The sequence below is a fragment of the Prevotella sp. BV3P1 genome (assembly GCF_000479005.1).
GTDB lineage: Bacteria > Bacteroidota > Bacteroidia > Bacteroidales > Bacteroidaceae > Prevotella.
On the sequence record NZ_AWXC01000043.1, the window covers coordinates 40,653 to 63,436 of the forward strand.

Annotated in this window: 27 protein-coding genes; 10 read left to right on the forward strand and 17 right to left on the reverse strand. The window is 41.2% G+C overall.

Annotated elements, in window-relative coordinates; translation table 11 throughout:
* Positions 1-74: 74 nt before the first annotated feature.
* Positions 75-350 (reverse strand): hypothetical protein, encoded by a 276-nt coding sequence (locus tag HMPREF1254_RS12185; RefSeq protein ID WP_156099857.1) that lies wholly within the window; start codon positions 348-350, stop codon positions 75-77.
* Positions 351-473: 123 nt separating this feature from the next.
* On the opposite strand from HMPREF1254_RS12185, the gene HMPREF1254_RS07980 reads away from it, so the two are divergent.
* The 6 genes from HMPREF1254_RS07980 to rodA all read left to right on the forward strand — a co-directional run bounded on the left by HMPREF1254_RS07980 (position 474) and on the right by rodA (position 6,903).
* Positions 474-1,067 carry an MGS-like domain protein gene (locus tag HMPREF1254_RS07980; protein WP_023058221.1) on the forward strand — a complete coding sequence of 198 codons (594 nt, stop codon included), beginning with the start codon at positions 474-476 and terminating at the stop codon, positions 1,065-1,067.
* 69 nt (positions 1,068-1,136) lie between these two features.
* The gene (locus tag HMPREF1254_RS07985; protein WP_023058127.1) at positions 1,137-2,159 is read left to right on the forward strand and encodes a rod shape-determining protein; all 1,023 of its coding nucleotides are present in this window, start codon (positions 1,137-1,139) and stop codon (positions 2,157-2,159) included.
* A gap of 38 nt (positions 2,160-2,197) precedes the next feature.
* Positions 2,198-3,061 (forward strand): rod shape-determining protein MreC, encoded by an 864-nt coding sequence (gene mreC, locus HMPREF1254_RS07990; RefSeq protein ID WP_023058159.1) that lies wholly within the window; start codon positions 2,198-2,200, stop codon positions 3,059-3,061.
* Between the two features lie 11 nt (positions 3,062-3,072).
* Positions 3,073-3,573 (forward strand): rod shape-determining protein MreD, encoded by a 501-nt coding sequence (mreD, locus tag HMPREF1254_RS07995; protein WP_023058143.1) that lies wholly within the window; start codon positions 3,073-3,075, stop codon positions 3,571-3,573.
* Between the two features lie 29 nt (positions 3,574-3,602).
* Complete coding sequence (mrdA, locus tag HMPREF1254_RS08000) at positions 3,603-5,453, forward strand: penicillin-binding protein 2 (RefSeq protein WP_023058145.1); 1,851 nt, start codon at positions 3,603-3,605, stop codon at positions 5,451-5,453.
* Positions 5,434-6,903, forward strand: coding sequence for a rod shape-determining protein RodA (rodA, locus tag HMPREF1254_RS08005; RefSeq protein WP_023058208.1), 1,470 nt, complete (start codon positions 5,434-5,436; stop codon positions 6,901-6,903). The genes mrdA and rodA overlap by 20 nt, the downstream gene beginning before the upstream one ends.
* A gap of 30 nt (positions 6,904-6,933) precedes the next feature.
* Here the strand turns inward: rodA and HMPREF1254_RS08010 are convergent, their stop codons facing one another.
* The 3 genes from HMPREF1254_RS08010 to HMPREF1254_RS08020 form a co-directional block, all read right to left on the reverse strand.
* A complete protein-coding gene (locus HMPREF1254_RS08010) occupies positions 6,934-7,389 on the reverse strand; it encodes a gliding motility lipoprotein GldH (protein WP_023058135.1) in 456 nt (151 codons plus the stop codon).
* Positions 7,390-7,395: 6 nt separating this feature from the next.
* The gene (locus tag HMPREF1254_RS08015) at positions 7,396-8,613 is read right to left on the reverse strand and encodes a PSP1 domain-containing protein (protein WP_051331308.1); all 1,218 of its coding nucleotides are present in this window, start codon (positions 8,611-8,613) and stop codon (positions 7,396-7,398) included.
* An 83-nt stretch (positions 8,614-8,696) separates the two neighbouring features.
* Positions 8,697-9,848, reverse strand: coding sequence for a DNA polymerase III subunit (locus HMPREF1254_RS08020; protein WP_023058227.1), 1,152 nt, complete (start codon positions 9,846-9,848; stop codon positions 8,697-8,699).
* A gap of 859 nt (positions 9,849-10,707) precedes the next feature.
* Between HMPREF1254_RS08020 and HMPREF1254_RS08025 the strand changes: the two genes are divergently transcribed.
* From HMPREF1254_RS08025 to HMPREF1254_RS08035, 3 genes are all read left to right on the forward strand, one after another.
* Positions 10,708-11,835 (forward strand): TlpA family protein disulfide reductase, encoded by a 1,128-nt coding sequence (locus tag HMPREF1254_RS08025; RefSeq protein ID WP_081699056.1) that lies wholly within the window; start codon positions 10,708-10,710, stop codon positions 11,833-11,835.
* 82 nt (positions 11,836-11,917) lie between these two features.
* Entirely contained in the window at positions 11,918-12,349 is a 432-nt protein-coding gene (locus tag HMPREF1254_RS08030) for a hypothetical protein (RefSeq protein ID WP_036879893.1), read from the forward strand.
* Positions 12,350-12,499: 150 nt separating this feature from the next.
* Positions 12,500-12,925 carry a hypothetical protein gene (locus HMPREF1254_RS08035; protein WP_036879896.1) on the forward strand — a complete coding sequence of 142 codons (426 nt, stop codon included), beginning with the start codon at positions 12,500-12,502 and terminating at the stop codon, positions 12,923-12,925.
* Between the two features lie 159 nt (positions 12,926-13,084).
* Here HMPREF1254_RS08035 and HMPREF1254_RS08040 read toward each other — a convergent pair whose 3' ends face one another.
* The 13 genes from HMPREF1254_RS08040 to HMPREF1254_RS08105 form a co-directional block, all read right to left on the reverse strand.
* Positions 13,085-13,504 carry a hypothetical protein gene (locus HMPREF1254_RS08040; RefSeq protein ID WP_036879899.1) on the reverse strand — a complete coding sequence of 140 codons (420 nt, stop codon included), beginning with the start codon at positions 13,502-13,504 and terminating at the stop codon, positions 13,085-13,087.
* A complete protein-coding gene (locus HMPREF1254_RS12350) occupies positions 13,488-14,591 on the reverse strand; it encodes an RHS repeat domain-containing protein (protein WP_036879902.1) in 1,104 nt (367 codons plus the stop codon). The genes HMPREF1254_RS08040 and HMPREF1254_RS12350 overlap by 17 nt, the downstream gene beginning before the upstream one ends.
* Positions 14,592-14,677: 86 nt before the next feature.
* Positions 14,678-15,097 (reverse strand): DUF2750 domain-containing protein, encoded by a 420-nt coding sequence (locus HMPREF1254_RS08050; RefSeq protein WP_196806301.1) that lies wholly within the window; start codon positions 15,095-15,097, stop codon positions 14,678-14,680.
* The gene (locus HMPREF1254_RS11490; RefSeq protein ID WP_196806302.1) at positions 15,072-15,716 is read right to left on the reverse strand and encodes a polymorphic toxin type 8 domain-containing protein; all 645 of its coding nucleotides are present in this window, start codon (positions 15,714-15,716) and stop codon (positions 15,072-15,074) included. The genes HMPREF1254_RS08050 and HMPREF1254_RS11490 overlap by 26 nt, the downstream gene beginning before the upstream one ends.
* Complete coding sequence (locus tag HMPREF1254_RS12465; RefSeq protein WP_036879909.1) at positions 15,673-15,936, reverse strand: RHS repeat-associated core domain-containing protein; 264 nt, start codon at positions 15,934-15,936, stop codon at positions 15,673-15,675. Before HMPREF1254_RS12465 ends, HMPREF1254_RS11490 begins: the two co-directional genes overlap by 44 nt.
* Positions 15,937-15,942: 6 nt before the next feature.
* Positions 15,943-16,515, reverse strand: coding sequence for a hypothetical protein (locus HMPREF1254_RS08070; protein ID WP_023058126.1), 573 nt, complete (start codon positions 16,513-16,515; stop codon positions 15,943-15,945).
* Positions 16,516-16,885: 370 nt separating this feature from the next.
* The gene (locus HMPREF1254_RS08075; protein WP_023058193.1) at positions 16,886-17,278 is read right to left on the reverse strand and encodes a hypothetical protein; all 393 of its coding nucleotides are present in this window, start codon (positions 17,276-17,278) and stop codon (positions 16,886-16,888) included.
* A gap of 361 nt (positions 17,279-17,639) precedes the next feature.
* Complete coding sequence (locus HMPREF1254_RS08080) at positions 17,640-18,050, reverse strand: hypothetical protein (RefSeq protein WP_196806303.1); 411 nt, start codon at positions 18,048-18,050, stop codon at positions 17,640-17,642.
* 103 nt (positions 18,051-18,153) lie between these two features.
* Complete coding sequence (locus HMPREF1254_RS08085) at positions 18,154-18,642, reverse strand: hypothetical protein (RefSeq protein ID WP_036879945.1); 489 nt, start codon at positions 18,640-18,642, stop codon at positions 18,154-18,156.
* A 135-nt stretch (positions 18,643-18,777) separates the two neighbouring features.
* Positions 18,778-19,521 carry an ankyrin repeat domain-containing protein gene (locus tag HMPREF1254_RS08090; protein ID WP_023058198.1) on the reverse strand — a complete coding sequence of 248 codons (744 nt, stop codon included), beginning with the start codon at positions 19,519-19,521 and terminating at the stop codon, positions 18,778-18,780.
* An 88-nt stretch (positions 19,522-19,609) separates the two neighbouring features.
* Positions 19,610-20,089, reverse strand: a complete 480-nt coding sequence (locus HMPREF1254_RS08095) for a DUF4348 domain-containing protein (protein ID WP_036879939.1) — start codon at positions 20,087-20,089, stop codon at positions 19,610-19,612.
* A 401-nt stretch (positions 20,090-20,490) separates the two neighbouring features.
* A complete protein-coding gene (locus HMPREF1254_RS08100; RefSeq protein WP_036879951.1) occupies positions 20,491-20,937 on the reverse strand; it encodes a DUF4348 domain-containing protein in 447 nt (148 codons plus the stop codon).
* Positions 20,938-21,206: 269 nt separating this feature from the next.
* Positions 21,207-21,764, reverse strand: a complete 558-nt coding sequence (locus tag HMPREF1254_RS08105; protein ID WP_023058168.1) for a hypothetical protein — start codon at positions 21,762-21,764, stop codon at positions 21,207-21,209.
* 454 nt (positions 21,765-22,218) lie between these two features.
* Between HMPREF1254_RS08105 and HMPREF1254_RS08115 the strand changes: the two genes are divergently transcribed.
* Positions 22,219-22,782: a LemA family protein gene (locus HMPREF1254_RS08115; protein WP_023058130.1), complete on the forward strand. Its 564-nt coding sequence runs from the start codon at positions 22,219-22,221 to the stop codon at positions 22,780-22,782.
* Positions 22,783-22,784: the final 2 nt, after the last annotated feature.

A 22,784-nucleotide genomic window follows, 5' to 3' on the forward strand; every position in this document is an offset into this window, starting at 1 on the left:
GGGGCAACATGTTTTTATGATAAGCTGACTTGTGTCGGAAAACTGTCACGCAGAACTTGCCTCATGCCCCGCTCTCAAATCCCGCCCTTATATTCTCTTGTTTTCCAGCCGTTTAGAACATTTTTCCAAAAGCATAAAGATTGAATGGCAAAGTCATTGAGTTTAGCGTCCAAAGTCATTGGGTTTGGCATCCAAATGCAGTGGGTTTGCGCTCCAAAGTCATGGAGTTTGAAAATCCTCCCCAAAAACTTGGGCGGGCCACGGGTGAAATGAGGCGAATAGGGCGTGCAGCGTAGGGTAGCACCAAGGATTCGCATCACTTTTTCTTTCGTGGCGAATTTCAATTTCACATCAAAAAACCTTTTTCATTGAAAGTACCGTGCGTATTCTATGTAAAATAACGTTTTTTACAATCATTGATGCGGTTCATTCAAGTGTTTTTCGTAACTTTGTGGGCAAATACACATAAAAATATGGCTGGAGTAAAACAAATTAAAACAGCGTTGGTTTCCGTCTTTCACAAAGATGGATTGGAGACACTGTTGGCAAAGTTGGATTCTGAGGGCGTTAAATTCCTTTCAACAGGTGGTACACAACGGTTTATCGAGTCGTTGGGCTACGAATGTCAAACGGTGGAGAGCGTGACTTCTTATCCATCTATCTTGGGTGGACGCGTCAAGACGTTGCACCCCAAGGTGTTCGGTGGTATCCTTGCCCGTCGTGAAAACGAGGGCGACAAGGCGCAGATGCAGCAATATGACATCCCGGCAATCGACTTGGTGGTGGTTGACCTTTATCCTTTCGAGGAGACTGTGGCCAGTGGTGCTTCAGAACAAGAAATCATTGAGAAGATTGACATTGGGGGTATCTCCCTGATTCGCGCTGGTGCTAAAAACTTCAACGATGTGGTTATCGTGCCAAGTAAGAACGAATATGGCATGTTGCAGGGCATCCTTGACAAGAATGGCGCACAAACCACGCTCGAAGAGCGAAAGCAGTTTGCCGAGCGTGCCTTTGGGGTGAGCAGCCACTATGACACGGCTATCCACCAATGGTTTGCAAAATAAAGATGATATAGGCTGGCAGGGGGTGGCTCCGTGTCGGCATTTAGGCCTAAAAATAAAATATAAACAGATATGGGATTTTTTTCTTTTATCCAAGAAATAGCAATGGACTTGGGTACCGCCAACACCATCATCATCAGTGATGACAAGATTGTGGTTGATGAACCGTCGGTTGTTGCGCTGGATCGTCGCACCGACAAGATGATTGCTGTGGGCGAGAAGGCGAAGTTGATGTACGAGAAGACGCACGACAACATTCGCACCATTCGTCCGCTGCGCGACGGAGTAATCGCCGACTTTACGGCCTGCGAGCAGATGATGCGTGGCTTAATCAAGATGGTGAGACCTGGTAGACGCTTGTTCTCAACGTCACTTCGCATGGTCATCGGGGTTCCATCGGGCAGTACCGAGGTGGAACTTCGTGCCGTACGCGACTCGGCAGAACATGCCGACGGTCGTGATGTGTACCTGATTTTTGAACCGATGGCGGCCGCCATTGGTATCGGTATCGACGTTGAGGCACCGGAAGGCAACATGATTGTGGACATCGGTGGAGGTAGTACCGAGATTGCTGTGATCTCGTTGGGTGGCATTGTGTCGAACAACTCCATTCGTACGGCCGGTGATGACTTGACGGCCGACATCCAGGAATACATGAGTAGGCAGCACAATGTCAAGGTCAGCGAGCGCATGGCTGAACGTATCAAGATTCACGTTGGCTCTGCGTTGACCGATTTGGGCGAAGAGGCTCCTGAGGATTATGTGGTTCATGGACCTAACAGAATTACAGCCTTGCCGATGGAGGTGCCCGTTTGTTATCAAGAAATAGCGCACTGTTTGGATAAGACCGTGGCCAAGATAGAGAATGCAGTGCTGTCTGCTTTGGAGGCAACGCCGCCTGAGTTGTACGCAGACATTGTGAAAAATGGCATCTATCTCAGTGGTGGCGGAGCCTTGCTGCGCGGACTTGACAGGCGATTGACTGACAAAATCAACATTCCTTTCCACATTGCAGAAGATCCATTGCACAGTGTGGCAAAGGGAGCAGGCATCGCTTTGAAGAATGTAGACCGCTTCTCGTTCTTGATGAGATAACGGTTAAGGGTTTGTGACACTGAAAATCAATTGTATGCATGCGGAATCTCATTGAGTTTCTTGCAAAACACCACCATTGGTTTGTTTTTATATTGCTTGAAGCTATCAGTTTTACGTTGCTGTTCAGGTACAACAGTTACCAGAACAGCGTGTGGTTCTCGTCTGCGAATGTCGTGACGGGAAAGGTCTATGAGTGGAGTTCGCAACTGGAAAAATTCTTCTCATTGGCCACGGTCAACCAGCATTTGACCCAACGAAATCTGGCTTTAGAGCAAAAAGTTGTGGAGCTTTCGGAGAAGCTGACGGCTGTAACGAAGGATTCATCATACGTCAAAGCCGATGTCACCCAGCAGTTGTCCCAGTTTAAGCAGATTCCTGCCAAGGTGGTGAGCAACTCTTTGAAGGATGCCAACAACCTGATGACCATTGATAAAGGGTCGGTTGACGGTGTGCGAAAAGACATGGGTGTGGTCAGTGGGACAGGCGTTGTGGGGATTGTTTATTTGGTTTCGTCACACTATGCCGTCGTGATTCCGCTGCTCAACGCAAAGTCGAATGTGAGTTGTAAGATTGAGAATCGCAACTATTTTGGTTTTCTCAACTGGCGTGGAGGCTCCACCGATCAGGCCTTCTTGGATGACATTCCACGGCATGCGCGTTTCAAATTGCACGAAAACATCGTAACCAGTGGTTACTCATCGGTGTTCCCGCCTGGCATTTTGGTGGGAAAAATTTTGCATGTTTACAATTCTCCTGATGGTGCTTCGTATCGGTTGTGCGTTCAGCTCGCCACCGATTTTTCCACATTGCGTGATGTTTCCGTCATCGACAACACGCTGATGAAAGAGCGAATTGAGGTGATGAGAGCCGCACGTGATTCGATGGAAGTGAAAGACGATTAAAGTTATTGGATATGAGTATAGACATATTGAAAGGAATATCATTCTTTGTCCTGCTCTTGTTGCTGCAAGTGTTGGTGTTCAACCATATCCATCTCTTTGGTTTCGCCACCCCTTTGCTGTATGTTTACGTCATGTTGCTCTTCCGACGCAACTTCCCTAAGTGGGCAATCTTGTGTTGCGGATTCTTAGGGGGCTTATGTGTTGACATCTTTTCCAACACCCCTGGCTTGGCCGCAGCCAGCATGACGTTCATCGGTTTGCTGCAACCTTACGTGCTGATGTTATTCTTGCCTCGCGAGAGTGCTGATGATTTGCAGCCGTCCATGCGGTCGTTGGGCGTGGTATCGTTTTTGAATTATGCGTTGTTGCTGGTGTTTTTGTACTGCATTGTCTTTTTCACACTCGAGTCATTCAGCTTCTTCAATTGGATGCAATGGCTCAAATGCGTTGGCGGCAGCACGGTACTGACATTAATATTGCTGCTCACTTTAGAAAACATGCGGAAGAGTTAGTGGGTGGATGAGGCTTTTGTTGCGGATGAATGAAGGATTATAATCTTGAAAAACGTAGATATGTCATAGCCGGGGTGGCCATCGTGATTGTGGTCATCTATATCATTCGTCTGTTTACCTTGCAGTTGTTAAGCGACGATTATAAGAAGAATGCCGACAGTAACGCCTTTCTTAAGAAGATAGATTATCCCTCTCGTGGCATCATTACCGATCGCCATGGCAAACTCATGGTGTACAACCAGCCTGCTTACGACATCATGGTGGTGATGAATGAGCAGAAAAACAGGATTGACACCCTCGAGTTTTGCGAAGCCTTGGGCATTACCAAAGACTTTTTTAAGGCGCGCATGGCCGAGATTAAGGATAGAAACAAAAATCCCGGTTATTCGCGTTTTACGCAACAACTCTTCATGAGTCAGTTGAGCGACAAAGAGTTCAGCGTGTTTCAAGAGAAGATGTATCGCTTTCCAGGGTTCTATGTTCAGAAGCGAAGCATTCGGCAATATCAATATCCTTACGCAGCACATGTGTTGGGAGATGTGGCCGAAGTTTCGCCAAGTGACATCGAAGCGGACGACTATTACCAGGCTGGCGACTATATAGGAAAGTTGGGTGTGGAGCGTTCTTACGAGAAACAGTTGCGTGGACAGAAAGGTGTTCAAATCTTGTTGCGTGACGTGCACGGCAAAGTTCAGGGGAGTTATCAAAACGGCGAGCTTGATACTAAGCCCATTCCCGGCAAGAACCTCACTCTATCCATCGACCTTGATCTGCAAGCGTTGGGTGAGAGATTGCTGCAAGGAAAGATAGGAAGCATCGTTGCCATTGAGCCTTCCACGGGCGAAGTGCTGTGCATGGTGTCGTCACCCACCTACGATCCGCGTTGGATGGTGGGGAAGAAAAGGGCGAAAGTTCATCGTGCGTTGCAGCGAAACCAATGGAAACCCCTGCTGAATCGAAGCATCATGGGGCAGTATCCACCAGGGTCTACCTTCAAAACTACGCAGGCTTTGACCTATCTCTCAGAGGGAATCATCTCTCCCTCCACGTCGTTTGCTTGCCATCGCGGATTCTATTACCGCGGACTTCACGTGGGTTGTCACGGTCATGCCTCACCCTTGTCACTCGTACCGGCCATCAGTACGTCGTGCAACGCTTATTTCTGTTGGGGATTGTACTATATGATAGGCAACCGACGCAAATACAAGAACGTGCAAACCGCCATGGACACTTGGCGCGACTACATGGTGAGCATGGGCTTTGGCTATAAACTTGGCATCGATTTGCCAAGTGAAAAGCGCGGATTGATACCCAATTCGGCTTTCTATGACAAAGCCTATCATGGTTCATGGAACGGCTTAACCATCATTAGTATCTCCATTGGACAGGGAGAAGTGAACCTCACTCCCTTGCAAATTGCCAACCTTGGGGCAACCATTGCTAACCGGGGCTACTATCATGTGCCGCATGTGGTGCGCAAAGTGCAAGGCGAACCGCTCGATACCCTGTTCACTCGACGCCATTATACCAAGGCCAACAAGCGGGCATACGAATATGTTGTGGCGGGAATGCGTTCGGCTGTTGAGCGCGGAACCTGCCGAGCTGCCAATCGAGCTGATTATGCTGTGTGCGGAAAGACAGGTACGGCGCAGAATCGGGGACACGACCATTCGGTCTTCATGGGCTTCGCTCCGATGAACAACCCAAAGATAGCCATTGCCGTATATGTGGAGAATGGCGGATTTGGAGCCGATTATGGTGTGCCAATTGGTTCTCTCATGATGGAACAATATATTAAAGGAAAGCTTTCTCCGGCATCGGAAGCGAAAGCAAAAACAATGCAAAATCGTCGAATAGGATATGGCTCGAGTAACCGATAAACCCTCTGGAGTGTTTCGTTCACTTGACTGGTGGACCATTCTCATCTACATGGCGCTGCTCATCTTTGGGTGGCTCAGTGTGTGTGGAGCCAGCTATACCTACGGTGACACCGATATTTTCAGCCTCAGTACGCGGTCGGGTATGCAGATTGTGTGGATTGCCACCTCCGTCTTCTTAGGCATGGTGCTGGTTTTACTCGATGATAGATTCTACGATATGTTCTCGTACATCATCTATGTTGCCTTCCTCGTGCTGCTCTTTGCCACCATCTTTAATCCGCATGACATCAAAGGTTCGCGCTCATGGTTGGTGCTGGGACCGATTAGATTGCAGCCCGCAGAGTTTGCGAAGTTCGCAACAGCGTTGGCCGTGTCAAAGTTTATGGGGCGCTATGGCTTTGACATTCATCAATGGAAAGACTTTGCCATCGCCATGGGTATTGTCCTGTTGCCCATGCTCTTCATCATTGCGCAGAAAGAAACAGGTTCTGCCTTGGTTTATTTATCGTTCTTCCTGATGTTCTATCGCGAGGGAATGCCAGGCAGTGTGTTGTTTACAGGCGTGGCGATGGTGATTTATTTCGTGTTGGGTATCAAGTATGAGGATACCGCATTGTGGTCGCTACCCGTTTCTGCGGGCAAGTTCATGGTGCTGTTATTGGTACAGTTGTTCTCGGCTTCGATGGTGTATCTCTATTGTAAGGATAAGCGGCAAGCCCGTTTTATGTTGTTGGTTTGCTTGGGAGTCACCGCGCTATCGCTGCTTTTTGCTCAATTTGTGCTTCCCTTTGACGTGGTTTGGGTGCAGCTCATCGTGTCCATTGTGCTGATTGGTTATCTGACTTATTGTTGGCTGGCCAGTCAAATGAGGAGTTATCTCTACATCGCATTGTTTGCTGTTGGTTCAATCGTGTTTTTCTATTCGGCCGACTACGTGCTCAATAACGTGATGAAGCCGCACCAACGCGTGCGCATCACCGTGCTGTTAGGGTTGGAAGAAGATGTGGCCGGGGCGGGTTATAACGTTCATCAGAGTGAGATTGCCATTGGTGCGGGCGGACTAAGGGGGAAAGGATTCCTCAATGGAACCCAAACCAAGCTGAAGTTTGTGCCCGAACAAGACACCGATTTCATCTTCTGTACGGTGGGAGAGGAAGAAGGATTCATTGGTTCTGCCGGCGTGTTGGTGCTTTTCTTGGCATTAATCTTGCGACTCATCAAGCTGGCCGAACGACAGCCGTTTGCTTTTGGGCGCATCTATGGATATAGCGTGGCCAGTATCTTTCTGTTCCATGTCTTCATCAACGTGGGCATGGTGTTAGGACTTACGCCTGTCATCGGCATTCCTTTGCCGTTTTTCAGTTATGGCGGTTCGTCGCTTTGGGGCTTCACCCTCCTGTTATTCATCTTCCTCAGGATAGACGCGGGGCGCAACTTGGTGCACACATAAGCTACCAATTTCTCAAAAGCACCAAACCCCTTACCGTTTCGTCAGGCTCACTCCCACGTTGCTGATGCCTGGTAAAATCTCTCTTTTCATGTCATGACGAACGCTGATGTGCAGCGAATCACCTTCGTGTAAGTCCATCGTAGTGATGTCAAACGCATATTGATAGTAGCCAATTCCTTGTCCCTTGGGCACCCCATTGGCACCAATGAGCGCGCAATTGAGCGTGTCAACGTATTTGGTATGCGCCGGATGAACGGTTTGCTCAACGATGAGCGTGAGTCCCATGAACGGATATTCGTTGTTGATTCGCAGGGCCAACGCCGATTGGTAACGTCCAGATGCTTTCAACTTGGGCACATCAAACGCCAGACTGTCATTCTTTTCCCAGCCTGCAAGCGGTGTATGACGAAAGGTGTCATACACTTTTTTTTCGTTGCAAGCTGCAAAAAGGATGCAAAGGATGAGTGCTACCCCCAACTTTCTCATGTCCTATCAATTATCTGCCTGACGTTCTTGATTGTCATTTCGATCCGTTCTCGGCCTGCGGTTTTGGTTGTTTCTGCGCCGATTGTTATTGTTTGCCCGTCTTGCATTGCCATCTGAAGCCTCCGTGTTGGGCCTTTTCTTTCGGTTTTTGTTTTTGTCAAACCTACTGATGTCAGCACCGGCAAGCAAATCCTTGTGCTTGGGTTCCTCTTTCTTCTGCCCATCATTCAAGAGCGAAGCCGGCTTTTCGCCCCGCTTGTTCATTTCGATGATTTCCTGAACGCGTTGGATATCAATCGTTTCGAGGTCCACGGCAGCGTTCTTTTCACTGGTGTAGGTCACCATGCCTGTGAGGATGTCTGCCTTGAAATGATAATAATCCTTGTCCACCGTGTGCAGTACAATCTCCCTGCTGGGCAGTTTTCGACTGGCTTCCAGATAGTCGTCGGCCTCGTAGTTGAGGCAGCATTTCAGTTTGGCGCACATTCCAGCCAGCTTTTGTGGGTTCAACGAGATGTCTTGGATGCGTGCCGAATTGGTGCTAACCGACACGAAGTTCTTCATCCAGGTGGCGCAGCAAAGCTCTCGTCCACACGGTCCGGTGCCGCCAATGCGCCCTGCTTCCTGTCGGGCACCAATCTGTTTCATCTCAATGCGTACGTGGAAAGTTTCTGCCAGCACTTTGATGAGCTGCCTGAAGTCTACGCGTTCGTCGGCGATATAGTAGAAGATGGCCTTGTTGCCGTCGCCCTGATACTCCACGTCGCCTATCTTCATTTGCAGACCAAGATCCTTCGCAATCTTTCTACTCTGTATCATGGTGTCGTGTTCGCGAGCCTTCGCCTCCCTGTATTTCTCCATGTCCACCTCTTTGGCGATGCGGTAGATGCGTTTAATCTCATCTTGCGATTTCAGATTAGCCTTCTTCATTTGCAGCTTCACCAGGCTTCCGGTGAGCGTCACCACGCCAATGTCGTGTCCCGGATTGGCTTCCACGGCCACGATGTCGCCCTTTTTCAGGTCCAACCCGTTCACGTTGTGGAAATATCCCTTTCGGGTATTCTTGAACTGAACCTCCACCAAGTCGGTCGTCAGGTTGTTTCCTGGGATGTCAGCCAGCCAGTCATAGGTGTTCAACTGCTTGTCTTGGCGGCCACACGAGTGGCGGCAAAGGCCTCTGTCACACCCGTTGGCTATCTTGAATTTCATATTTTTGTAATCCATTGTGTAAAAGTTGAGTGGAAGAATGCCGCTGTCACGGTTGTCGGCGGTGTGCCTTCTCGTGGACGACATTCTTGTATATATTGTTATTTTTTGATGAGCAGAATAATCATTTCCAACGCCATGTTGAAGAAAACAATCTTTGCATTGGCGTTTTGCCCGATGTCTCTTCGTGCCGAGGCGAACAGTTCTTCAATCTCCATGACGTTGGCTTCGTTGATGAATCGGGCGAAGTTCTTGGCAAAATCCTCCTCTTCCATCGTCATGTAGTTCAGCTCGGGCAGGCGAAAGTTGTACATGAAGTTTTCGCGAACCATTCTGCTGAAGTAGTCCAGCATGCGCCGCTGCTTCTCTCGTCCGTAGCCGGCAACGCCCTCAGTCCATTTCTTCAGCTCCTTCACGTTGCGCATGTACGCCAGTCGCATCAGTTGTTTGAACGTTTCCAGAAACTGTCTGTTCTCGTTGTCAGCATCCAGCGTCTCCAGTGCTTTCAGCCAGTTGCCGTTGGCCGTGCGTGCTATGCGGTGCGCCATGTCGGCTTCCAGTCCGCGTTTTTCTACCAACGCTTTCTCAATGGCCTGGTCGTCAATGCGCCTCACGTCGATGCGTTGCACGCGACTTCGGATGGTTTCGAGCAGTTTTTCGGGCTCCTCGCACACCAGGATGAACAGGGTTTGCAGGGGCGGCTCTTCCAGTAGCTTGAGCAGTTTGTTGGCACAAACCTGATTCATGCGCTCGGGCAGCCAGATGAGGGAGATTTTATACCCGCCCTGACTCGATTTTAAGCTCAGCTTGCGGGTCAGCTCATCGCTCTCTGCCTCAAATATTTGGGCTTGCTGCGTGGTGGCCTTCATGCGGTCGAGCCATTGATCCATGCTGAAATAAGCACCTTCTTTGAGCAGCGTTCGCCATTCCCTGCCAAAGTCGTCGCTCACCATTTTGTGGTCAGATGAGGTGCCTGTTGGGCGAATCACGGGGAAGGTGAAGTGCAAATCGGGATGCTCCCAGTTGCGCAGCATGGCCTCGGCATTGGTCACGGCATGGTCGTTGTTCAGCACCGATTGCCCCTTTTCGTTGCGTTCGCCCAGCAAATAGGAGGCGAAAGCCAAGGCCAAGGCCAACTTGCCACTGCCGTACGGGCCGCAAAGCATGATGGCATGGGGCACACGGTTCTCGCGCACCAGCTGTAAAAGGCGCGCCTGAGCGTCTTCCTGTCCGATTACTTCGCTGAATTTCACTGTCTCAAAATCGTTGTTGTGGGCCGTTGCCAGCTGCCTTTCCGGCTCGAGCCATCTGTTTGCAAAGTTAGTAAAAAATTCATGAATTATGCTTTGCCCTGCCGATTATTTGTCACTTCCAGGCCAAGCTCTATCATTAAAAAAGGTTGTTTGTTGTCATAAACAATCATGTTTTTTTGTTTCAACAACGAATTAAGCGAATGCAACGAATCCAATTGTCGGAGTCAATGAACGTAGGCGTTCACCGAATCAAACTAATTTGAGAATGACACACATCATGTTTATGTCGGCAGATTTGTTACATTCGTCGAACGCTTGCGTTCATTGTCTTGTTTAGTTTATTCGTTACATTTGTTAAATTCGTTGTTTAACAATATAGCCCTTCAATGAAAGATTTGTCGCCTCCAGACCAAGCATGCCATCAGATGTTCCGCTCCCTTCCGCTTCCGTCATCATCTAACGTATGGGCGATGGATTTCAATCTCCATGACTTTACCCTCCAAACCCGTTGCCTTTAACCGCCAATCTCCATGCCTTTGCCCTCCAATCTCTATGCTATTGAAAGACTGTTTTGGGGTTTTTGTCAACGCGTTGGATTTCAGGTAGTTGTGTGTTAAATGCCGGATGCCCGACTTGCCATCCCTTGCGTGCGGGATGAAAAGAATTTTGAAGTTGAATCTACCTTTTTGATATGTATATCGTAATATTTGTATAATTCTCCAAAAATGACTACTTTTGGGTGTTAAAACATGAAAGAAGCAGAACGAAAACACTTTGACAAATCAACTATTTTACCGAATTTTGTCGTGAATGAGGCAGCTTGCCGAAACATTGGAAAACAACTTTAAATCCCAATAAGATGAAAAGAGCATATAAATTGAAATTCTTTATTTTGTCGGTGGCAACGTGGCTGTTTTCGTCAGGGGCCTCGGCACAGGGCAATTTCACGATGAGCGGCGCACTGACCGACGTTGGAAACGACTCCATCCTCGTGGAGTATGTAGAGCGAAATCTAGACAAGAAGATCATCAATTTTGCTACGCCCGTCAATAACGGCCATTTTAATTTTTTGCTTTATATAGACAAGGCCTACCAAGGGAGTCTTCGGTTGAAATCCAGTCCCAAAAAAGTCATGTACTTTTTCTTTGTCCCCGACGAATTTGTCAACATTGAAGGAGATTTCATCGACGAGTACAGCGTCCGCATTTCGGGAAGCGCATTCTATCAGCAGTACGCCAAAGTGACGGACGTGGGAAGGCCTTTCCACAAGGAATTTGGCATCGCCAAAAAAGAGTATGAGGCGGGAGTGGCTGCCGGTGACAATGCCGTTCGGCTCGACAGCATACGCAAAGCCGCCAACCGTGACATCAATCGGCGCATGCACTCTGTGGTCGAGGAGTACATCGTACAACATCCCGACGAGGACGCCACGGCGACTTTGGTGCTTGACGTGAATATGGACCGTGTGGTTCCGGTCATACGGAAGCTTAGTCCCGCAGTGCGCAACGGTCGTTTCAAAGGATATTTGGATATGTGGCAGGAAGCCTTCGAGCGGATGGCCGTGATGAGGAAAGCTCGGAAAGAAGTGGCCGATACGGCTAAAGTCGGCGCGATGGCCCCCGATTTTTCCCTCCCCACGCCGCAGGGCGATACGCTCACGCTCAGTTCCCTGCAGGGCAAATATGTGCTGCTGGACTTCTGGGGCTCATGGTGCACATGGTGCATCAAGGGATTTCCCAAAATGAAAGAATGCTATGCTCAATACGGCGACCGCATTGAGTTTGTGGGCATCGATTGCAACGACAAAGCCGAAAAATGGAAACAGGCTTTGAAGAAATACCAGTTGCCGTGGCCGCAGGTGAGAGACACCGATGCGAAGGTCGAGACCGCATATAGGGTGAAAGGTTATCCTTATAAGGTGCTGATAGGTCCCGATGGGAAGATATTGAAAACTTATTTGGGCGAGGTGGAGACGTTCTATCAGTAGTTGGGCCAAATCATAACCTCTGACAAAGATTAGTGCCAGACGTTTTTCAACTAATTAGCAGACCCTATATAAAGAACCCAAAATGAAAAGACCCGCTATAATATTCTTCTTTTTTATAATTGGATATGTGCTATATTGGTGCATATCTGATTATAATTATAGATACAATAAAATAAATAGTATCGTAGGAATTTATAAATTAGATTTTAATCATACTGATTCTGAAATTTATAAGGATTCTATTGAAAAATATAATAATTTAAGATTAATATTTAATTCTGATATGACATTTTCCTTATCATTTTCCGTGCCATTTATGGCTGATTCTGTAGGAACATGGAAGGTTGGAGGAATGGATGAATGGAATGAAATTGTCTATCATAATGGCATTATAGATCAATTGGGGGAATTTGACGATGGGGATACGATTATATATATAAATTCCCCAACTCCGCAAAAAACTTACAAGAAACCGACACTAATAAACAAGGTTTTCTTTGTGAGAATAAAGTAATTTTTTTTACTCGTTCTCCGATTTTATCAAGCGCTTATGTAGATAATTCATGTGTCAACAAAAAAATAATGTTTTTCTAAAATATAGAGCAATGGAATTATCGGGACATTCTAAAATAGCTACTCCTATTGGAAATTTATTGAGAAAAAAATGATGAAAATTATTATTTGCTTGTTATTAGTATTTACATGTATTACCTGTAATAAGGGTATAATTACCCTTACAGATAATACTATAGGTACAAATAAAAAACAACCATACTATTCGGAGTCTGATAGCATTTTTATAAACAAAACAGGAAAGTATACTTTAATTGTAAAGAGTGAATATAGCAAGGATACTTTAGATATCTTAGATTATCAAGAAGATCCATATTCAACTCCTATCATTCTAAAACAGGTACTTGTTTTTACAGCTAATGATACAATTTTAAAAGAGTATAAACTCCAAATAGCAAATACAAAAAAAAGAACTGTAAATGGCATATTTTTAAATGTATTACAAACGCCTATTTATGAGATAGGAATTGTAAAATCAAAAAAAGCATTTACTGAGACTTCTGCATTTTACCTCTGATAAGAACGTACAAAACCTCCTCCGTGAACCTTATAAGTTCACGGAGGAGGTTAAACAACTTCAACAACAAGCTGTAGAGTCGACAGAAATAGACCGTAATATTTGGCGTAATGGACATTTGAGAGGTTTTCAGCCTACCAAATGTCCATTACGCCAGAATTAATGAATATTTCTCAAATAATAAGACTTACTTTTACCTTGCTTATTAACTAAAAAGCGAGAGGAAACCAAAGGTGTGTCGCAATCATTTGGTTCAAAATAGAGATATTTACTATTTGTTTCAAATTCTTCTACCACCCTGTTTCCTTTGATAAATATTAGGCGACATCTACTGTCAAAAACATATTTCGTATTTTTATATGGTAAATTAATAATTTTAGATATTGTCTCTCTATTATTTACCTCTCCAATAATATAAAACTTATCAAAATCCACATCATATATGTCTTTAAAGTTTATGACACAAGTATCACCAGCAATGCAATGTTGCTGTATAAACTTATATAGTTCTTTATCTTGTGAAGAACAGGAAGACAATATGATTATGAATGAAATTATATATCTATTTATTTTTACCATAGTTATTCTTTTTATTTATTTCTTGTACACCTAATTCATAATGTTTCTGAGAAATTTTAGTTCTTTGAAGATGGTACTTGCCGTTTATTTTGGTGACTGTCCATAAACCTTTTTCCTTATATTCTTTCAGAACAAGTTTCGCTAAGTTGACATTAGAAGCTTTCGGATTATTTGTTCCTATTTTTCTTCCAATAATATTGTTATGTAAGTCGGCAGACGCATCGGCAGATGCCATATTATCAAAAACTTTTTGATTCATATCCAACTTACTGTTATCTTCATGGGCATTCCCAATGCGTTCTGTGTGCGTAGCATCAATTTCTTTGGTAATAATTGCTTGCCAAAGTGTATGCCTTATCGCATTACCAGAAGTCCCATCACCTCGCTTCCCAAGATTAGCTTTATTAACAATATTTATTTCAAAATTACTCGCAATAGTAGAGATATTATTCGAACCTTCATCGTAATATCCGACTTTTAATGCATTAATAGGATGTTTCATCCCATAGCCAATCTGTCTTAGGTCACTTTTAGATGAATTCTCTAATGCTGTAGCTGTTGTATAATACATAACAGAAAGCTTTATTATACCTTTTACTATAGGTAATATTGGAAATTCACCGTTAGGGTCTATTAATACGACTGGTCTATTGAATGTATAACAATATGTTGAAATATTAATATATTTTTCTTGAAGTGGATCACAAGTCATCCACAGGCTCAACCTCGGCTCATAGTATCTCGCACCATAGTAGTACAGGCCCGTCTCCTCATCAAACTCCTTGGCATTGAGTTCTACTCTACGATTGGCTGCACTCGGCATAGTGCAAGCAAGCTTGCCTCTGCCGTAGTGGTACATCACGTTGCTTTCTGGATGGTCGGGATAGTTGATACCTGTCAGACGGTGGTAGTCGTAGGTATAGGTTATCATCTTACCTTCTTCCGCCATGTTAGCCGTCTGCTTGGTGAGTACGTTGCCGAGCGGGTTGTAGGTGAACGATGTCTTTCCACTTGCCGGATGGTTCACCTCCGTGCGGCGGTCGCCCATGTACAAATTTTGTTTTTCACCCCGAAATTCTTCTCTCATTTTATACGTTGTCTACAATTATGACTATTGAATTATAACTGGACTCATAACATCAACAATCTATTTTTTTTCATGCGCACTTTGTATTACTTGTAGTCTTCCAAAATGTCACTTAAATCTTCTGCAAATGTATTCAACCCTACGATTTTGCCAAGAGACTCTTGTACTGTCGGAAAAATATTAAGAAGAAGTTCTTCCTTACAAATATAATCAATTACAGATTCTTCAAAAGAATCAAGAGTTATAGCAATACTTTCGCAATCTGCATTGTCATTTATACAAAATGCTTGAGCATATTCTTTAGTAGACCATATAGGAAGTAGTCGTTCTTTTCCAAAAGACTGAATCGCAAAGGAACTTTTATCTCTAACTATTGACCACATCGTTTCTGTATCAGCAATTCTTTTAAGCGTATACTGATATCTTACTTCAGGCCGACACTTCGTTAGAGCCTCAAATTCCTCATTAGAAATCATAAGTTCATTTAGGCTTGTTTCTTTTCCCATTGTTGTCATATTTATGTTGTAATTTATGATTACTCTCAAGTTGCAATTGACTTTCTCGATAAAAATGGCCTTTCGCTGCTTCTTTTCCTCGAGGATGGGCTAATACTTTTCCTTTGGGATTTCGTATAGTTGAACGTTTTCCTCGATTAATTTGATTTTGCTCTTGCTTTATCCAACCACGGTCAGCCTTACCGAGTTTGGGGTCATTACCCAACTCTTTTAGCCGTGCTTGTCTTCCTGCTCTGCCTTTTTTAAGCAGCTCTTTTGCATGATTAGCGTCTGCTGATTTTACGACACCTGATGCAACTTCTGTGCCTTTCTTTACATCAGAAGCCCTATCAATGTGTCTTGCAACTTGTGTTCCACCCTTTACAACTTTAGATGCACCAGCCGGAACAAATGGCACAACAGCAGCAAGGGCATCAAATCCTGCATCTGTCCAATTCTCTTTTGCAGTTTTATGGTCTCCCGTCACATGATGATATATGGCTGCACCAACATCATAAACAAGATTTCCAACATCCCAAACGGTGTCCCAAATTTTACCGTCAGAATCAATTCGGACTATTGGGTTATTACCACAAAAAAACATATGGAGAAGAAGATAAGTCTGCTTCACAAAGAGGATCTGTAGAAGCCCAAACACTTAATCTAGGATCATAAAACCTCGCACCATAGTAGTACATACCTGTCTCCTCATCAAACTCTTTAGCGTTGAGTTCTACTCTACGATTGGCTGCACTCAGCATAGTGCAAGCAAGCTTGCCTCTGCCGTAGTGGTACTTCACGTTGCTTTCTGGAGGGTCGGGATAGCGGATGGCCGTTGTGTTACAATCCATTTTCTTTTATTTTTTCCCAGTCAGAAAAATACAAGATAAATTGAAAAAACATCTTTCATCCATCTGTATTCTTAAACATTCTTCAACTTCCTTCTTCTTGATAATAACGATTCTTTTTGCATAAGATAGGCATCGCCTCAACAAAGAAAACAAGTTTCCTTTGTTTTCGGCTTGCACTATCTTTGCATAAAATTCTGTGTCTGACTTGGAAATGAAATAGGAGAAAGTTTTACCCACTGCAATGTTTTTGACAAAAGAGTAGCCTATACAGGTTGATTGTTTATTTAATAAGTTATCATACATCATTTCAATCCAATTGAAATCACCCTTTCTTTTTTTTAAGAAATCGTAGATTAAATCATTATTTGATTTTTTATTTATTGGTATCAATGATATCCATGTTAAATAATCTTCGCTTGAATTATTTGTAACTTGAATTTCATTTATGTTTTGAGCTTGTTTTGTAATTCCGTTAAAATAGCAAAATGGTATAGTGTCAACATGTATTTCGTTCTGAGCATTTATTTTCATGCCAACAAGAGAAAAAAGAAGGAATGCAATGTAAATCTTTATTTTCATCGTGAATTGAAATGTTTATGTTGTTTGTGAAATCTACTTTCCCCATAAACCACTTTCATCAGTGGATAAACCGTTCATCGTTTCTCCTTTTACATAGAGTCAACCAACAAGTGCAAAATTAGTCAATCATTTTATAAAACTCTTGTTTGGTGTTGAAAACTTGAGTTTTTTACTTCCAATCTGGAGTGCAAAGTGCCGAAGCGTTCTCGTGCAGCAGTTTAGTTCGTGAAGGTTATAAAACGTTGGCAAAGATACTAAAACTTTCCGTCTGAGAGGGAATGGTCACTCCTTCTTTTTAATGAAACATTATCTTTTTGTCCCCCTTTTGTTTATTTCCAGAAGTTGCATTTCTTGATTGAATTTACGATTTTTAATTAAGTGCATAAATAATTCCATCGTGCCTAATCATTAGGCAAAAATTAAACGAATAATCAAAAATAATTATATCATCAACTTTCGGATACCAAATATAATCAAAGTACTTAATGACATCATCATATTTAAAAACATCAATATTGTAGAAAGAATCCCAGCATACATACAAGTTGGTGGGTAAAATTCTTATATTTAAATTATTTATCAAAAGACCTAAATTAAATTCTGCGTCTTCGGCATTTACAAAATTTATATAGTGTCCTTCATTCTGAATAATATTAAAAATATTCGTCCGCTCGTTTTTTTGTATTTTATATTTTAAACAAAAAGAAATAAAAGCATCATCACTCTTTTTTTTTGAAAGGGTGATAAAATTAATATTCACCATTTCATGGTCTTTTCTAAAAAAAATCTAATTTAAATTGTTCCATATCTTTTTCATATATCGGTTGTTGAAATAATATTTCAACAGCCCGTAGAGTCAATCCATAGAGTCAACCAACAAGTGCAAAATTAGTCAATCATTTTATAAAACTCTTGTTTGGTGTTGAAAACTTGAGTTTTTCTCTTCCAACCTGGAGTACAAAGTACCGACGCGTTCTCGTAAGTTCATTTTTCTTTGTTCTGGGTTACAAAAATAGCAAAAGGCAGAGAAGCTATCCCTGCCTTTGTGCATAATTATTTAGAACAAAATTGATTATCAGGCAGTTATTCCAACAGCTACCAATCTGGAGCATTACCGGATTTTATCACAACTTAAGTAGTAATCCAATTGCATTATTGCGATCATCTATATTAAAAGTCTTTTTTGCATCTATATCTGGGAAAACACCTTTTTTGGTATATACAAAAGGCGTAACAATAATTTTTTTTTCAGCCAAAGAAAAACTAATTATTCTGTGCGATTTATATAATATATTCCAACTCTTAATACGCATTTCTTTTAGCACATTCTTTGCTGTTTCTTCAGTTACAGATACTCCAGAATTACTATATTGCAAAGCTATATTTATCACACTTTCCATATTACGAACATCATTTATAGAGACTACAAAACATGGTGGATGTGCAATCCATAACCCTAATTCATTTTTTGATTCAGGATAAATTTTAATCTCTGTATCCGTTTTGCATATAGTTATTTGTTTTTTTATATTCATAGTTTTATCTATTTATAACCAAGGAACATTTCCTTTTTGAGAGAAGATTTATAATTACCATATATTATAATGACAACTCCCAATCTAGGGCATTACCAAAACTTTAAATATCGTTATTCAAAGTATTTTGCAACATTCTGAAAGTTTTGCTTTTTTTGTCTATTTTGTATAATTTATAGATACTATCATAACTGCTTATAACAATTACTGAATCACTGATGCTTTTTATATTATATTTATCACTTCCTAAAATTAATAGACTATCTTTATATAGCGACCACTTCTCGCTCCATAATTGATCGCGTAGATAATATTTTTGTATTTTATTTCTATCAATATGCTCGTAAATAAACCATTGCCCATCTTTGTTAAAATAATAATAAATAAAATGATTGTCATCTTCATGTTCCTTTGTTTTCCAAAAGCAATAAGAACCCTCGCAAATAATTTCAGCACCATTTTTTTTATGAGGTTTACATGATATTATCCAAAATAAGAGAACAATAAAACCTATAAAATAAAAATAATGTATTTTGCAGTCCATTAACTTCTTGCCAATGGACTGCACTTTATATTTAAAATTGTATTTCATTGCCACCATTTAAATAAATTGGAACACTATTTACACCATTTGCTTTTAAAAGTTCGATCTTTTAAAAATCATATTGATAATCAGATGAATATTTTGATAATTCCCCATTTGGAGTATTACCTATCCTCTACAATACTATTTGTATATTTCTAAAATCTCTTTTTGTAAAATATAATATTTACTATCAGGTTTAAAATTCCATTCTCTTACAATATCAATAAGTTTTCTTGAATCTTTCCCATATGTTTTTAATGGTGCCATTAGTGATTGTCTCTTAGACACACATAGATAATATACAATATCTACCTTATGCTGAATAGCAGCAACTTCCAACATACTGATCTCATTTGTTGTAAATTGAGGTGGTACTTTCCCTTTCTCTATAAGCTCTTTAACGTATAGCAAGGAGGTTCCCGCAGCCTTATAAGGAGCACTCCTCTCAAGCCCTGTAGCAGGGTCGATAGCTTTTATTGTAGGGTCTGCACCTGCGTCTAAAAGATCTATTAAATAGCGCTTATCAATATTATAATTTTTGTCTAAATAGCCAGAAGCTAATATCAATGGGGTCGAACCGTCTTTTCGGCAAATATAATTAGGATTTGCTCCTAAATGTAGCAGACATTTAAATGACAAATACTTACCATTTGATATAGTCCACATTAGTAGACTTCTTTGTGAATATGCATTAGGTTCGTCTATGTCCATATCCTTATGATTAGCTATATAGTTAATTATTCCTGAGGTATCTTCATCGACAACATATTTCAAAAATTCTGCAACTTCCTTCCTTTCAAAGCCACGAACATTCTTAAATGAATGTTTTTGACCACAAGACAATACTATTATGCAAATTAAACAAATATTTATATAATATTTCATTTTGTTTTATTTTATTTTTTTTCATTAAAGAGGATATCATATGATTTTTTATACGTTGAAGAGTTCGTATTTTATCATGTTCCCTCCACTACATTTCATTATAAACAAATTCAGACAAATACCAATGACCATTGATTTTAGAGAAAGCCAGTATGTAGAAACAACTACTTTGAGGTATATAGATTTTTTCCGTTGCACTATCTTCTGAATCTAATTTATATGATACTGTATACATCGAATCATTTATTGCTTTGTTGGCACTATTTAAATAATATATTAAATCACCTTTTCCCCAAGAAAAATTTGTTATAGAATCAGTTTCATCTTCTATTGAAGATTCTTCGTAGTCTGAATTAAATCCTGTAACCTCTTGAGCGATTCTTTGTATCTGAAACACAGAATCTCTATGAAATTGAGTTATAAAGTCCGAAAATGATTCATTTGTCAGTTTTTTTGTAGTGTTAAAATCCTTATTTTTTTTCGTGATATTCTTTTTCTCATCATTTTTAAAATAAGTACAACATGACAAAAGACACATTATAATGAATATATATATATAGTTCTTCATTTTTGTAGTATTATAATCTTATAGGGTGGAAAATCCCCCTATAAGATACATAAGTTATTCTTTATCTTGAGTATTAATTTTAATTCATAGAGTCAACCTACAAGTGCAAAATTAGTCAATCATTTTATAAAACCCTTGTTTGGTGTTGAAAACTTGAGTTTTTCACTTCCAATCTGGACGTAATGTGCCGAAGCGTTCTCGTATATTCATTTTTCTTTGTTCTGGACTACAAATATAGCAAAAGACAGGGAATCTTTCCCTGCCTGTACGTCAAACCATTTAAACATCACATTGATAATCAGATGAATATTTTGATAATTCTCGATTTGAAGCATTACCCGAAATTTGTTATATTTTAGAACTCTGTTATTCAAAGATATTCTGAATTTGTCGAATTCACGTTAATTAGAATAGTCATCTATCTGAAATAATATCCAAGAATGCTTATCTGTTTTGAATAAATATTTTATATATATTCCCGAATCATAGCCCTTTAAGATAACAGTATGCGTCATTGTATCAACCTTTAACATTATTTTTTGCCCATCTATGATAGAATCGTTGAATTTTGTATATATCCAATCACTCTTGCTGATATGCAGAATCGAGTCTGTCTCTTCATAATCATAACCTTCATATATAATTTTCAACGGAAACAAAATGTGTTGCCGTTGAAAACATGAGTCTGAGGCGAACTTTTTGAAAAAATCATAAAAAGTTGTTTTTCCTGTCACATTTTTTTTTAGTGATATCACAGCCCCATCCTTTAAAACTTGCTTTTTATTATTTGGTTGTGCACAGCTTATTAAACAGAGGAAAACAAATAGTATGTAAGTAAACTTATTCATAATATATGATAACTACTCGTTGGCGGAATTTATTTAAGTTGATAAGTATGAGTAAAAAGTTGCACACGTCGTTGAGCTTTTAGTAACTTAGTGCTACAAAATCTATTAGGTTATAAAATCATTGTTATGCACAACCTCATGGCAAAGTTCAAAAAAATACTTGAAATCTGCAAGCAATATGCTGGAAATCAAGTCTACGGGAAGAGAAAAGTTCTCGGTTTGAAGCATTATCTATGTCGTGATACTATATCTATTTTTCTACGATAAGACTATTTCTCCATACTATTTTCAAACTGTTCTTTCAAGATATTATCAATTTTAGAGCTTCGTTTAAAAAACGGATATGTTTGGTAAAACATTTTTAAGTCCATGGTATCAGTATAGTTTTCCATTATCCATGAAGATACAATATAGACCATCATATTGTAGTTAGCCTTATTTTGTTGTTCTGCAGGAAGTAAGCTTATTGCTTTTTGTATTCCTTTAATTTTGTGAGGATATTTGATTAGCATTTGGCTCAACCCATCAGCAAAAGTTTCATCGTACTGTTCATCGGTATGTGAAAAACAGTGTTTTACAACTAAAGCATAGTCCTGTTCTGTAGAAAATTTCTCTTGAAAAAAGTTTCCATCAATAATTCTTTTCACAAAAAGACTATCACCAAACTCTATTTTGTTTTTTTTTATTGTTTCCTTTTTCTGAATAGTATCTTTAATATTTTTCTTTTGTATTGATATGAGGTGAGAGTTAGAGTTGTTACTATTACAACCTGTAACACCCCCAAAAATTAACAGAGTCATTAGAATTAGTAAATTTTTATTTTTCATTTTCATGTTTTGTTCCTCCTCTTTTCGACTCTTTTTCTTCTGTATTCTGAGGTCTATGACCGGTGACTACAACTTCAGGTAACTCGTAGAATTTCATTTACTTTTCTTTGACTTAGCAATTATCTTATCTTCAATACTTTCGTTCATAATTACAAGATATTTTTGTCGCGAAAGAATACATTTTTCGCGACAACAAAGATACATATTGTATTTAATAATTTGAAAGAATCCAGGGAAAAACACATACCTGTTCAAAAATGGCAATTCATCCAATTCGTTGTTAAAACAAACGCAAATGATTGTTTTTGCCAACAAACGACCTGTTTAGGTGAAAGAGTTGTGCCGATGAACGGTGTTCTTTCTGCTTTGTTTCCTAATAAATCTTAAATCAGTGGAACTTCCGCAACTTTTAATTATATTTGTACATCCAACAAACAATCAAACAAATGGAACTATGGTAACAGGAATTGTGATTTTGGTAGTCATCGTGCTACTGGTGCTGGGATGCATCGGCATCTATAACAACTTGGTGAGATTGCGCAACAATCGTGAGAATGCGTTCGCCAATATCGACGTACAACTAAAGCAGCGTGCCGACTTGATTCCTCAGTTGATTGGGGCCGTCAAAGGTTACGCCGAACACGAGAAGCAGGTGCTGCAGCGCATCACCGAGGCCCGCGCCATGGGCATGGGGGCTACGACCATCAACGAGAAGATGAAGGCCGACAACGCACTGACGCAAGCCTTGGCAGGTCTGCGCGTGTCTTTGGAGGCTTATCCCGAACTCAAGGCCAACCAGAACTTCATGCAGCTGCAGAACGAGATTGCCGACATCGAGAACAAGCTCTCTGCCGTGCGCCGTTACTTCAACACGACGACGCGCGAGCTGAACAACGCCGTGCAGACATTCCCTTCCAACCTCTTTGCCAACATGTTTGGCTTTAAGCGCGAACCCATGTACGAGGTGGCTCCCGAACAGCGCGCTGAGATTGAAAAGGCACCAGAGGTGAAGTTTTAAGG

What these genes read in the sequence shown, in the direction of transcription:
- HMPREF1254_RS08105 (WP_023058168.1), bottom strand. Translation starts at nt 21,764, where the DNA reads ATGAAAAATAAAAATTTACTAATTCTAATGACTCTGTTAATTTTTGGG.
- HMPREF1254_RS08035 (WP_036879896.1), top strand. Translation starts at nt 12,500, where the DNA reads ATGATGAAAATTATTATTTGCTTGTTATTAGTATTTACATGTATTACC.
- mreD (WP_023058143.1), top strand. Translation starts at nt 3,073, where the DNA reads ATGAGTATAGACATATTGAAAGGAATATCATTCTTTGTCCTGCTCTTG.
- rodA (WP_023058208.1), top strand. Translation starts at nt 5,434, where the DNA reads ATGGCTCGAGTAACCGATAAACCCTCTGGAGTGTTTCGTTCACTTGAC.
- HMPREF1254_RS08015 (WP_051331308.1), bottom strand. Translation starts at nt 8,613, where the DNA reads ATGGATTACAAAAATATGAAATTCAAGATAGCCAACGGGTGTGACAGA.
- HMPREF1254_RS08050 (WP_196806301.1), bottom strand. Translation starts at nt 15,097, where the DNA reads ATGGGAAAAGAAACAAGCCTAAATGAACTTATGATTTCTAATGAGGAA.
- HMPREF1254_RS07985 (WP_023058127.1), top strand. Translation starts at nt 1,137, where the DNA reads ATGGGATTTTTTTCTTTTATCCAAGAAATAGCAATGGACTTGGGTACC.
- mreC (WP_023058159.1), top strand. Translation starts at nt 2,198, where the DNA reads ATGCGGAATCTCATTGAGTTTCTTGCAAAACACCACCATTGGTTTGTT.
- HMPREF1254_RS08010 (WP_023058135.1), bottom strand. Translation starts at nt 7,389, where the DNA reads ATGAGAAAGTTGGGGGTAGCACTCATCCTTTGCATCCTTTTTGCAGCT.
- HMPREF1254_RS08115 (WP_023058130.1), top strand. Translation starts at nt 22,219, where the DNA reads ATGGTAACAGGAATTGTGATTTTGGTAGTCATCGTGCTACTGGTGCTG.
- mrdA (WP_023058145.1), top strand. Translation starts at nt 3,603, where the DNA reads ATGAAGGATTATAATCTTGAAAAACGTAGATATGTCATAGCCGGGGTG.
- HMPREF1254_RS08070 (WP_023058126.1), bottom strand. Translation starts at nt 16,515, where the DNA reads ATGAAAATAAAGATTTACATTGCATTCCTTCTTTTTTCTCTTGTTGGC.
- HMPREF1254_RS08090 (WP_023058198.1), bottom strand. Translation starts at nt 19,521, where the DNA reads ATGAAATATTATATAAATATTTGTTTAATTTGCATAATAGTATTGTCT.
- HMPREF1254_RS07980 (WP_023058221.1), top strand. Translation starts at nt 474, where the DNA reads ATGGCTGGAGTAAAACAAATTAAAACAGCGTTGGTTTCCGTCTTTCAC.
- HMPREF1254_RS08085 (WP_036879945.1), bottom strand. Translation starts at nt 18,642, where the DNA reads ATGAAATACAATTTTAAATATAAAGTGCAGTCCATTGGCAAGAAGTTA.
- HMPREF1254_RS08080 (WP_196806303.1), bottom strand. Translation starts at nt 18,050, where the DNA reads ATGAATATAAAAAAACAAATAACTATATGCAAAACGGATACAGAGATT.
- HMPREF1254_RS12350 (WP_036879902.1), bottom strand. Translation starts at nt 14,591, where the DNA reads ATGAGAGAAGAATTTCGGGGTGAAAAACAAAATTTGTACATGGGCGAC.
- HMPREF1254_RS08100 (WP_036879951.1), bottom strand. Translation starts at nt 20,937, where the DNA reads ATGAATAAGTTTACTTACATACTATTTGTTTTCCTCTGTTTAATAAGC.
- HMPREF1254_RS12465 (WP_036879909.1), bottom strand. Translation starts at nt 15,936, where the DNA reads ATGGATTGTAACACAACGGCCATCCGCTATCCCGACCCTCCAGAAAGC.
- HMPREF1254_RS08095 (WP_036879939.1), bottom strand. Translation starts at nt 20,089, where the DNA reads ATGAAGAACTATATATATATATTCATTATAATGTGTCTTTTGTCATGT.
- HMPREF1254_RS08030 (WP_036879893.1), top strand. Translation starts at nt 11,918, where the DNA reads ATGAAAAGACCCGCTATAATATTCTTCTTTTTTATAATTGGATATGTG.
- HMPREF1254_RS08040 (WP_036879899.1), bottom strand. Translation starts at nt 13,504, where the DNA reads ATGGTAAAAATAAATAGATATATAATTTCATTCATAATCATATTGTCT.
- HMPREF1254_RS08075 (WP_023058193.1), bottom strand. Translation starts at nt 17,278, where the DNA reads ATGGTGAATATTAATTTTATCACCCTTTCAAAAAAAAAGAGTGATGAT.
- HMPREF1254_RS08025 (WP_081699056.1), top strand. Translation starts at nt 10,708, where the DNA reads ATGAAAAGAGCATATAAATTGAAATTCTTTATTTTGTCGGTGGCAACG.